The sequence below is a fragment of the Curtobacterium sp. C2H10 genome, assembly GCF_025407985.1.
GTDB lineage: Bacteria > Actinomycetota > Actinomycetes > Actinomycetales > Microbacteriaceae > Curtobacterium.
In genome coordinates this window covers 46,656-57,300 of sequence record NZ_JABXGF010000018.1, presented here as the reverse complement: position 1 = coordinate 57,300, position 10,645 = coordinate 46,656, and the positions used below count along the sequence as shown (strand labels likewise).

General features: G+C 69.7%; 8 protein-coding genes. 3 read left to right on the top strand and 5 right to left on the bottom strand.

Annotated features, from left to right (window positions below):
• On the bottom strand, positions 1 to 2,351 hold a 2,351-nt coding region (locus tag HWD93_RS09045), incomplete at its 3' end, for a hypothetical protein (protein ID WP_261646626.1).
• A 68-nt stretch (positions 2,352 to 2,419) separates the two neighbouring features.
• A complete protein-coding gene (locus tag HWD93_RS09040) occupies positions 2,420 to 3,622 on the bottom strand; it encodes a class I SAM-dependent methyltransferase (protein ID WP_261646625.1) in 1,203 nt (400 codons plus the stop codon).
• Positions 3,623 to 3,785: 163 nt separating this feature from the next.
• Here HWD93_RS09040 and groES point away from each other — a divergent pair, with 163 nt between their 5' ends.
• Positions 3,786 to 4,082: a co-chaperone GroES gene (gene groES, locus HWD93_RS09035; RefSeq protein ID WP_017885484.1), complete on the top strand. Its 297-nt coding sequence runs from the start codon at positions 3,786 to 3,788 to the stop codon at positions 4,080 to 4,082.
• Between the two features lie 132 nt (positions 4,083 to 4,214).
• Positions 4,215 to 5,177: an EamA family transporter RarD gene (rarD, locus tag HWD93_RS09030; protein WP_261646624.1), complete on the top strand. Its 963-nt coding sequence runs from the start codon at positions 4,215 to 4,217 to the stop codon at positions 5,175 to 5,177.
• 225 nt (positions 5,178 to 5,402) lie between these two features.
• On the opposite strand, the gene HWD93_RS09025 is transcribed toward rarD, so the two are convergent.
• The 3 genes from HWD93_RS09025 to guaB all read right to left on the bottom strand — a co-directional run bounded on the left by HWD93_RS09025 (position 5,403) and on the right by guaB (position 8,935).
• Positions 5,403 to 6,737 (bottom strand): ABC transporter substrate-binding protein, encoded by a 1,335-nt coding sequence (locus HWD93_RS09025; RefSeq protein WP_071294794.1) that lies wholly within the window; start codon positions 6,735 to 6,737, stop codon positions 5,403 to 5,405.
• A gap of 233 nt (positions 6,738 to 6,970) precedes the next feature.
• A complete protein-coding gene (locus HWD93_RS09020; protein ID WP_261646623.1) occupies positions 6,971 to 7,354 on the bottom strand; it encodes a VOC family protein in 384 nt (127 codons plus the stop codon).
• A gap of 78 nt (positions 7,355 to 7,432) precedes the next feature.
• Positions 7,433 to 8,935, bottom strand: a complete 1,503-nt coding sequence (guaB, locus tag HWD93_RS09015; RefSeq protein ID WP_070417711.1) for an IMP dehydrogenase — start codon at positions 8,933 to 8,935, stop codon at positions 7,433 to 7,435.
• A 355-nt stretch (positions 8,936 to 9,290) separates the two neighbouring features.
• Between guaB and HWD93_RS09010 the strand changes: the two genes are divergently transcribed.
• A complete protein-coding gene (locus HWD93_RS09010; RefSeq protein WP_261646622.1) occupies positions 9,291 to 10,643 on the top strand; it encodes a branched-chain amino acid ABC transporter permease in 1,353 nt (450 codons plus the stop codon).
• Positions 10,644 to 10,645 lie beyond the last annotated feature (2 nt).

Sequence of the window (10,645 nt, the reverse complement as noted above, 5' to 3'; positions counted from 1 at the left end):
TGGACGGTCTTGCCGGGGGTGTTCTTGCCGGTGACGGTGATCTTCTGTCCCTTGGTGTACTCGGTGGGGGACGTGAGCCGGAGCGCGGGCTCGGTCGCACCGTCCCGCGCCGTGAACTCGTGGGTCGTCTTGTCCTCGTCACCGAACAGCTGGTGGATCGTGATCCGGTAGGACTCCCCGGGGAGCTTGCGCGTGGTGTGATCGAACGCTCCGTTGGCGTCGGCGCGGACGAACTCCTGGGCCCCGTCGTCCACTCGAACGCTCAACGACGTGTACGGGGACGCCGTGCCGACGAGGCGAGCGCCCTCGCCCTTGAAGAACGTCTTGTCGGAGGTCAGGCGCGTCGGAACGTACTCCACGCCTTCCTGCAGTGATCGGAACTCGTGCACGGTCGCTGCGTCGGCGTCCTGCTGCACGGTCACGGACAGCTTCGGGTCTCCGTCCGACAACGCCACCGATCGCTTCGAGGTGAACGAGAACTGTCCGGTCGGGGACGCGACGACCGCTCCGCCCAGCGGGATGTTGATCACCGCGTCCTGAGCCGAGATCCTCACCGTCGCGCCGGGGCGTGCGGTCCCCTCGACACGGAGCGGTGTGCCGCTCAGGTACTGCTTCGGCGACGTCACGCGCACGTCGGTCTCGGTGGCGTCGGTGAGCGTGCGCTCGACGGTGCGGGCGGTCGACCCGGAACCCGTGTGGACCCGGATCTGGAGCCCACCCGTGACGGTGACGCCCTTCGGGCTGGTGATCCTCCAGTCACCGTCGGCGTCCGCGCGTCCGTCCAAGAAGTTGCGGGGACCGAACTCCACGCCGACGAACGCGTGGGGTTCGGCGGTGCCGGAAACGGTCACAAGGTGACCCGGCGCGTAGTCGGTGGTGTCGACGGTGAGGTGACGTTCACTGGTGTCGACGGTGAGGGCGCGTTCGATGGTGCGTGTGCTGCTGCCGGTGCCGCTGCTGACGGTGAGGGTGATGCCCTCGGTTTCGGTGACGTTCTTCAGGCTCGTGATGCTCCACTTGCCGTCGTCGTCTGCGCGGCCGGTCTCCGAGTTGTTGACGCGTCCGAAGCTGACGGCGATGAACGCGCGCGGTTCGGCGGTGCCGGTGGCGGTGACGAGGTCCCCGACGCGGTACTTCGTGGTGTCGACCGTCAGGTGGCGTTCGCTGGTGTCGACGGTGAGGGCGCGTTCGATGGTGCGTGTGGAGTCGCCGGTACCGGTGCTGACGGTGAGGGTGATGCCGTCGGTCTCGGTGACGGACTTCGGGCTCGTGATGCTCCACTTGCCGTCGTCGTCGGCGCGTGCGGTGTCGGAGTTGTTGACGCGTCCGAAGCTGACGGCGATGAACGCTCGGGGTTCGGCCGTGCCGGTGGCGGTGACGAGGTCCCCGACGCGGTACTTCGTGGTGTCGACCGTGAGCGGCCGTTCGCTGGTGTCTCGGGCGAGGGTGTGCTCGATCGTACGCAGGCTGGCGCCGGCGCCGGTGCTGACCTGGAGGGTGAGCCCGTCGGTCGCCGTGGCCGCGTACATGCTGGTGATGCGCCAGTTGCCGTCGTCGTCGGCGCGGCTGTCGACCGTGTCGTTGGAGCGGAACCGGACGTGGACGAACGCTCCGGGTTCGGCGGTGCCGCTGACGGTGACAAGGTCATCGACGCGGTACTTGTCCGTGTCGACCGTCAGGTGGCGCTCACTGGTGTCGACGGTGAGCGTGCGCTCGATGGTGCGCGCGGTCTCGCCGATACCGGTGCTGACCTCGAGGGAGAGTCCATTGGTGGCGGTGGCCGGCCGCAGACTGGTGATGCTCCAGTTGCCACGGTCGTCGGCACGGCCGGTCTCGGAGTCCTTGCCGCCAAAGACGACCGCGATGAGCGCGCGCGGCGATGCGGTGCCCTTCACGGTGACGAGGTCGCCCACGCGGTAACTGGTGGTGTCGACCGTGAGCGGCCGTTCGCTGGTGTCGTGGGCAAGGGTACGGGTCACGGTCTCGGCGTCGTTCCCGGTCCCGGCGGTCACAGTGATCGAGAGACCGGCCGTGCTCAGCACGGCGCGCTCGCTGGTGATGGTCCAGCGGCCGTCGGCGGCGGCACTCTTCCGGACGAGGTCTCGATCGCCGAACAGGACACCGACGCGCGCACCCGGCGCTGCGGTACCCGTCACGGTGACGGTGTCGCCGGCACGGTAGGTGGTGGTGTCGACGGTGAGTGCGGCGCGGGGCGCATCCGAGACCGCCAGTACGGTGGCGGGTGCGACGGCGACTGCAGGGACCGACAGCGCGAGTGGCGCGAGGAGCGCCAGACCGGACGTGCCGACGACGAGGAGGCACCGGGACATGGGTGAGGGGGAGTGCTTCATGCTGAACCTTTCGGAGCGGACAGCATTCAGGATGTCACATATCGAAAAGTCGCTACTGAGTGCGATGCCTACCCGGCCACGTCTCCCAGCCGCTCGCACAGGATCGCGGCGTGCCGTCCCTCCAGACGGGTGAGCACGAGCGTGACGCGCCCCCGTCCGCGCAACCGCAACCGCTTCCGGAACTGCGCCGGGTCCACGTCGACCCCGCGCTTCTTGATCTCGACGGTCCCGATGTCGTCCGCCGCGAGTCGCGCGGCGAGCTGCTTCACGTCGAGCGGCATCGTGTCGAGCACCCGGAAGCCCTGCGCGAACGGTGTCGTGACGGCCCGGTCCGAGGTGACGTACGCGATGCCGTCGGACAGCATCCGGCCGTCGAACGACCGGGCGAGGTCGCCGATGAGCCGCGCACGGATGACCGCTCCGTCGGGCTCGTACAGGTACGCGCCGAGCGCGCCGACCTCGACGTCCGCGGCGTCGGCGTCGCCCGTGAGCTCGGCGATCCCGTGCGCCCCGATGACGGTCGCGGCACGGCGGACACCGGGACGGGCGAGGAGGCCGAACCAGAGGGCGAGCTCGACGACCTCGCGGTCCACGGAGGTCCACTGCGCCTCGGCGGGGTCCGGGATGAGGTCGCGGTCGACGCCCGGCCCGAGCTTCACACCCGTCGGGGTCGTCGTGGCGGCGGCGAACACGGTGTCGAGCGACGGGGACCAGTCGTCCGGGTCGGCGAGGCGCTTCGTGTTCGCGTGGCCGGAGGTCCGGCGCGCCGGGTCCATCCAGACCCCGTCGACGCGGGACAGGTCGAACGAAGCGGCGTCGCCGAGCTCCACCCGTGCGGAGTCCCAGAGCGACAGGTTGTGCGTCGCGACGGCCGCGGTGGCCTCGTCACGGTCGACGGCGGTGACCTCGAGGTCGAGCGCCGCCATCGCCATCGCGTCCCCGCCGATGCCGCACCCGAGGTCGGCGACCCGGGTGAGCCCAGCGGCGGCGAAGCGTCCGGCGTGCTGGGCGGCGACCTGCAGCCGGGTCGCCTGCTCGAGGCCGGCCTCGGTGAAGAGCATGCGGGAGGCGAAGTCCCCGAACTTCCCACGGGCCTTCTGCCGGAGCCTCGCCTGCGTCAGGACCGCCGCGACGAGGCCCGGATCGTGTCCTTCGGAGCGCAGTCGTGAGACGACCCGGACGATCTCACCACCGTCGGACACGGCCGGGGTACGGTCGAGCAGGGCTATCCCCTCGGGGGTCAGCAACTGGGCGAGATCGGCGGCTTCCACCCGACGATCCTCCCAGGTCGCCGAGAGCCCGGTCGGACGTTGGCACTCGGATTGACCGAGTGCCAACGACGCCCTAGAGTTGGGGCGGTTGGCACTCTCCTGTGCGTAGTGCCAACACGGTTTTCATCTGTACCGAGTCAGTACCGAGAAAGAAGAGGTCACCGTGGCCGTCAGCATCAAGCCGCTCGAGGATCGCATCGTCATCCGCCAGGTCGAGGCGGAGCAGACCACCGCTTCCGGTCTGGTCATCCCGGACACCGCGAAGGAGAAGCCCCAGGAGGGCGAGGTCGTCGCCGTGGGCCCGGGTCGTATCGACGACAACGGCAACCGCGTCCCGCTGGACGTCGCCGTGGGTGACAAGGTCATCTACTCGAAGTACGGCGGCACCGAGGTCAAGTACTCGGGCGAGGACCTCCTCGTCCTCTCGGCGCGCGATGTCCTCGCGGTCATCGTGCACTGAGTCCAGTACACATCGAGAACGCCCCGTTCGGCTCCAGCCGGGCGGGGCGTTCTCGCGTTCCGCGCCGGGTCGGCGGGTCCAGGAGGCGCGGCTCGACCCCGCACCGTCGGTGCCCGTTCCTAGGATGGTTCCGTGAGTGAACCGTCCCCGGCGCGCCCGGCCCGCAGCGAGGCATCCGTCGGCGTCGTGCAGGCGATCATCGCGTACGGGCTGTGGGGACTCATGCCGCTGCTCTTCGCGGCGATGGCCCCCGCCGACGCGTTCGAGATCGTCGCCTGGCGGATCGTCTTCGGGCTGGTGTTCTGCGCGATCGCGATCGCCGTCACTCGCTCCTGGCTCCGGACCCGCACCCTGATGGCCCAGCGTCGGGTGATGCTCGTGATGGGCCTCGCGGCCGTGCTCATCCTGGTGAACTGGACCGTGTACGTCGCGGCGACGACCACGGGCCACACGGTCGAGGCGGCGCTCGGGTACTTCATCAACCCGCTCGTGACGATCGCGCTCGGTGTCGTGGTGCTCCGCGAACGCCTGCGTCCGCTGCAGTGGACCGCCGTCGGCATCAGCATCGTGGCCGTCGTCGTGATCGCGGTGGGCTACGGACAGATGCCGTGGATCTCCCTCGTGCTGGCGTTCTCGTTCGGCCTGTACGGGCTCGTGAAGAAGCGGGTCGGTGGCACGGTGGACGCCCTGAGCGGCCTGACGATCGAGACCGTGTGGCTGCTGCCGATCGCCGTGGTCGCCCTCGTGGTGCTCGGCACGACCGGCCTCGGCGGCGGGGTGACGTTCACGAGCGAGGGCTGGGTGCACGTCCTCGTGACGGTGCTGACCGGGCCCGCGACGGCCGTGCCGCTGCTGCTGTTCGCGTCGTCCGCCCGTCGGGTGAGCCTGTCGACGCTCGGGCTGACGCAGTACCTCGCGCCGGTGATGCAGCTGCTCGTCGGGGTGGTCGTGCAGCACGAGCCGATGTCGGGTGCCCGGTGGTTCGGCTTCGGGATCGTGTGGCTCGCCCTGGTCATCCTGACGGCCGACTCGTTCCTGGCCGCTCGGGCATCGCGGCGCCGGGCGGTGGCGCCCACCGCGGCCGAGCCGGTCTGACGGGGCCGAGCCGCGCCTCCAGGGCCCGTGTCCTGTCCGCCTGCCGGCCTGCCTGCCGGCCCGCCCGTCGGGCCCCGAGTCTCGGCCCGGCGGACAGTTTCGCGCCGTGTCCGCCACGGAACTGTCCGCGCAGCCGAGTCTCGGCCGGCCGGCGGCGGCGCCACCACCGCACGCGACAGCGCCTCGCGGCCGGGCCGCGAGGCGCTGTCGATCCGGTGCTGCCGACTACTTCTTGACCGAGCCCTGGATCGCGCTCTGGTAGACGGGCTTGTTGTCGCCGTCGAACTTGTAGATGCCGATGTAGGCGCTCGACGGGTCGTTGTTGTCGTCGAACGGACCGATGCCCGACGGACCCGTGTAGTGGATGTCCTCACCCTTGTCGAGCAGGGCGACGCAGTCCTTGAACGTCGAGCACTCCGTGCCGCCGTCGGCACCGGACACCGCGGCCATGTTGGCCTGGATGGTGCCGGAGTCCGTGCCCTTGCCCTTCACCGCGGCCAGGGCGGCGAGGACGGTGGCGTCGTACGACTCAGCCGCGTACGAGTAGTCGGCGAGGTCCTTGCCCGACGACTTCTTGTAGTAGGCGGAGAGCTGGGCCTTGAACTCGTCCTTCGGCGAGGCACCGGGGATGGTGCCCTGCGCGCCGGTGAGCGTGCCCTTGTCGAAGTCCTTCGAGTAGTCGGCGGTGTTGCCGTCGGACATGTAGATCTTCGACATGTCGGCGTCCTGCGACTTCAGCTCCGGGATGATCGACTTCGTCTCGTCGAAGGCCAGGACCACGATGGCGTCCGGCTTCGTGGCGAGTGCCGCGGTCACCTCGGAGGAGAAGGTCGTCTGGCCGGGCGGGAACTCCTGGCCCTTGCCCTTGCCGCCGTAGACGACGGATCCGCCCGAGTCCTCGATCGCCTTCTGCACGGTGTTGCGGAGGCCGGTGCCGTAGGTGTCGTTGAAGACGAGGAACGCGACCTTGGCGTTGCCGTCACCCGTGACGAGCTGGCCGAGCGCCGAACCCTGCACCGAGTCCGGCGGAGCGGTCCGGTAGTAGTACGACGAGTAGCCGGACAGGTCCGAGGCGGTGTTCGCGGGGGAGATCTCCACGATGCAGTTGCTCGTGAGCTGGTCGATGACGTTGAGCGTGACGCTGGAGGACTCGGCGCCGATCGCGACCGGCACCTTCGCGTTCACGAGCTTCGTCGCCGCGGAGCTCGACACCGTCATGTCGTTGCTGTCACCGGAGTCGGTGGCGGGGTCGATGGTGACGTCCTTGTCGAGCACACCGCCGGCCGCGTTGATGTCCTGCACCGCGAGTCCCACACCGGACTCCGCGGGCGGGTTCAGGTAAGCGAGCGAACCGGTGAGCGGGAGGATCGTGCCGATCTTCAGCGCGTCGGTGCCCGGGGTGTCGGGGGCCTTGCAGCTCGCGGCGGGGTCCTTCTTCGCGCCTCCCGACGCGGAGGAGGACGGTGAGGTGCCGCCGCTGGTGGTGGAACAGGCGGCGAGGAGGAGCGCCGCCGCTCCTGCCACTGCCAGTGCCGTGGTGGCACGGGTGGTTCTGATCATCCGTGGAGCCCTTTCTCTGCGCGGAACCTCAGGTCCCGCTGGGGATGTGAGAGAACGTAGGGTCACGGTGTTTCAGCCGCGTGACGGGGCGGTACGCAAAGTGTTTCGTTACCCAGCCGTGACGCGAGGTCTGCGGAAACCCGCGGGTCTCGAGCCCATGGCCCGGGCGCGGTCGACCGGACCCGCGCAGTCCGGACAGGGACGCCGGCCACCCGGGTGGGGACTGGCCGGGGTCAGGCGTCGAGCTCGGCCTGGGACCGGAGGACGCAGAACTCGTTCCCCTCGGGATCGGCGAACACCACCCAGCCGCCGGTCGCCGTGCGTCGGTCGGCCAGTTCGAGCGCGCCGATGCCCCGCAGCCGGACGACTTCTTCGTCGCGGGTCCGGTCGGTCGGCCGCAGGTCGAAGTGGATGCGGTTCTTCACGGCCTTCGCTTCCGGCACCTCGATGAAGAGCACGTGGTGCGACCCGTCGGGAGCGACGATCATGCACTCCTCGTGCCCGGGCGCGTTCGGGTCGTCGGCGACGTCGACGTAGCCGAGGACCTGCTTCCACCACTCGGAGAGCGTGTAGGCGTCACGGCAGTCGATCGAGGTGTGGGACACGGCGCTGACCATGCCGCGACCCTACTGCCGACCGACGACGAACGCCCCCGCTCCGTCCGGGAGCAGGGGCGTTCGAGGATGCTGGTCGGTTCAGCGGCTGTAGTTCGGCGCCTCGACGACCATCTGCACGTCGTGCGGGTGCGACTCCTTGAGCCCGGCCGGGGTGATCCGGACGAACTTGCCGCGGGCCTTGAGCTCCGGGACGGTCCGGCCGCCGACGTAGAACATCGACTGCCGCAGGCCGCCGACGAGCTGGTAGACGACGTTCGCCACCGAGCCGCGGTACGGGACCTGGCCCTCGATGCCCTCCGGCACGAGCTTGTCGTCCGAGGGGACGTCGGCCTGGAAGTAGCGGTCCTTCGAGTACGAGGTCTTCTTGCCGCGGGTCTGCAGGGCGCCGAGGGAGCCCATCCCGCGGTAGGCCTTGAACTGCTTGCCGTTGACGAACACCAGGTCACCGGGCGACTCGTCGGTGCCGGCGAGGAGCGAGCCGAGCATCACGGTGTCGGCACCGGCCACGAGGGCCTTCGCGATGTCGCCCGAGTACTGCAGCCCGCCGTCGGCGATGACCGGCACACCGGCCTCACGCGCGGCGAGGGAGGCCTCGTACACGGCGGTGACCTGCGGGACGCCGACACCAGCGACGACGCGCGTCGTGCAGATCGATCCCGGGCCGACGCCGACCTTGACGGCGTCGACGCCCGCGTCGATGAGCGCCTGGGCGCCCTCGCGCGTGGCGGCCTGCCCGCCGATGACGTCCACCGCGGCGAACGCCGGGTCGGCCTTGAGACGGCGGACCATGTCGAGCACGCCGGCGCTGTGGCCGTTGGCGGTGTCGACGACGAGGACGTCCACGCCGGCCTCGCGCAGCGCGGTCGCGCGCTCCCAGGCGTCGCCGAAGAAGCCGATCGCGGCACCGACCCGCAGGCGTCCGGCGTCGTCCTTCGTGGCGTCCGGGTACTTCTCGCTCTTGTCGAAGTCCTTGACGGTGATGAGACCGCGGAGCTTGCCGTCCTCGTCGACGAGGGGGAGCTTCTCGATCTTGTGCTCGGCGAAGATCGCGACGGCGTCGTCCGGGTCGATGCCGACCGGAGCCGTGATGAGCGGGGCCTTCGTCATGACGTCGCGCACGAGCGTGGTCTGCTGCTCGAACGGCGCCACGAACCGCATGTCGCGGTTGGTGATGATGCCGACGAGGGTGCCGTCACCCTCGACCACCGGCAGGCCGGAGACGCGGAACTGTCCGCAGAGCGCGTCGACCTCGGCCACGGTGGCGTCCGGGCTGGTGGTCACCGGGTTGGTGATCATGCCCGACTCGCTGCGCTTGACCTTGTCGACCGCGGCCGCCTGGTCGGCGATCGACATGTTGCGGTGCAGGATCCCGATGCCGCCCTGTCGGGCCATGGCGATCGCCATGCGGGCCTCGGTCACGGTGTCCATCGCCGCGGAGAGCAGCGGGACGTTGACCGTGATGCGCTTGGTGAGCCGGGACGCGGTCGACGCCTCGCTCGGGATGACGTCGGTGTACCCCGGCAGGAGCATGACGTCGTCGTACGTGAGTCCGATGAATCCGAACGGATCCGGCTGGTCCATGGGTCCCCTTCGTGGGCGAGGTGAAGTGGTCGAGACACCGGGAACGCTGCGGCGGGTTCCGGATAGACCATGGTAACGCGCAGGCGCTCTTCCGCATTCCGCCCCGTGGACACCCGTGAGCAGCCAGGAGGCGCGGTGCGGCCCCGTCCCGGGACCTCCGTCCGACCTTCCTCCACAACGTCACAGTTGCGGCACGAATCACACAGGGAACGTGATGGAAACACGGGTGTCACACAATCCCCCTAGCGTCCTCGTCATCCGAACGAGAGGCTCTTCCGTGGGATCCATCACTCCGCCGGGACCTGCACTGCTGCGCAGGTTCCGCCTCCGCCCTGGACGAAAGCGACCGGTCATCATGGCCGTCCTCGTGCTCGCGTTCCTGGCGACCTTCCTGATCGACTGGGCGGTGACGCTGCCGGCGATCGGCGCCACCTCGGCCCCGACCGCGAGCGCATCGGCGTCCGCGAGCACCGCACCCGCCAGCACCCAGCCGTGCACGGTCAGCCCGACGAACGGCTGCATCCAGGGCACGATCACCGACTCGGACCGCGAACCGGTCCCGGGCGTCGACGTCGACGTCGCCGGGCCGGCTGGCTTCGCGCAGACCGCGACGACGTCCGACGCCGGGCGCTGGTCGGTGAGCGTGACCGAGGCGGGCAGCTACACCGTGAGCGTCGACCAGGACACGCTGCCCAAGGGCCAGTACCTGACGAACGCGGCGGACGCGAAGCGCACCGTGTCGGCGAGCCTCAACGCGAACGTCGGGCAGATCTTCCAGCTGTCCGACCAGCAGGGCGTCGTCACGAACGACGACGCCACGAGCGTCACGCCCCAGCGCGCCTGGCAGCAGTTCGCGTCCGGCATCCGACTCGGGCTCCTCATCGCGCTGGCGTCGGTGGGCCTCTCGCTCATCTACGGCACGACCGGCCTGTCGAGCTTCTCGCACGGTGAGCAGGTCACCCTCGGCGGGTTGCTCGCCTACCTCTTCGCGAACCAGCTCGGGTGGAACATCTGGCTGACGGGGGTGGTGGTCACGCTGCTGTGCGCGGCGACCGGGTACCTGCAGGACGCCGGCATCTGGCGGCCGTTGCGGCGCAAGCGCATCAGCCTGACGCAGCTCATGATCGTGACGATCGGGTTGTCGATCGCCGCGCAGTACGCGTTCCAGTACTTCTTCGGCGCCTCGACCGTCCGCATCCAGCAGGGCAACCCCGAGACGGTCCGGTTCGCCGGGGTCACGCTCACGGTGCAGTCGTACGTGGCGATGGGCATCGCGCTCGTCGTCCTCGTCGCGACCGGTCTGTTCCTCGCGAAGACGCGCTTCGGCCGTGCGACCCGTGCGGTGTCGGACAACCCGGCACTGGCCAGCGCGTCCGGCATCGACGTCGACCGGGTGATCCGGTTCGTGTGGACGCTCGCCGCCGGCCTCGCGGGGCTCTCCGGTGTGATGCTCGGCCTCGTGCTCAACGGCGTGAACTGGCAGACCGGCCTGCAGCTGCTGCTGCTCATGTTCGCCTCGGTCACGCTCGGTGGCCTCGGGACCGCCTACGGCGCACTCGTCGGCTCGATGATCATCGGCGTCGTCGTGGAGCTCACGAACCTCGTGCTGCCCGGTGACTTCAAGTACGCCACCGCCCTCGTGATCCTCATCCTCATCCTGCTGTTCCGGCCGCAGGGCATCTTCGGCCGCGCCGAGCGGATCGGCTAAGG